Annotated in this window: 1 pseudogene; it reads left to right on the forward strand. The window is 58.5% G+C overall.

Annotated features, from left to right (window positions below):
* A pseudogene (locus O7A70_RS34025) lies at nt 1-302 on the forward strand (glucose-1-phosphate adenylyltransferase); the annotation flags it as partial.
* Between the last annotated feature and the right edge of the window lie 158 nt (nt 303-460).

Raw genomic sequence — 460 nt, forward strand, 5'->3', positions numbered from 1 at the left:
CAATCTCCTCGCTGGTCTCCGGCGACTGCATCGTCTCCGGCGCCTCGCTGCGCCGCAGCCTGATTTTCACCGGCGCGCGCATCAATTCCTATTCCAAGCTCGAGGAAGTGGTGATGCTGCCCGACGTCCAGGTCGGTCGCAACGCAAGCCTCAAGCGCGTCGTCATAGATCACGGCGTCCACATCCCGGAAGGACTGGTGGTGGGCGAGGACACGGCGCTCGACGCTAAGCGTTTTCGCGTATCGGAGAAGGGCATCTGCCTGATCACGCAGGACATGATCAACAAGTTGTCGACCCAATAGGGTCGATCAATAAGTTGTCGACCTCGTAGGGTCGACCAACAAACTGTCAACCCCCCAGGGTTGTCAGCAAGCCGTCGGGTCGATCAGCAGGCTGACGACTAGATCAACAGATTGTCACTTTGACCTGTCACGTTGAGATCGGAATGTGGAGCGCATGC

Origin of the sequence: Mesorhizobium sp. Cs1299R1N1, from assembly GCF_037179655.1 — a bacterium.
Taxonomy (GTDB): domain Bacteria; phylum Pseudomonadota; class Alphaproteobacteria; order Rhizobiales; family Rhizobiaceae; genus Mesorhizobium; species Mesorhizobium salmacidum.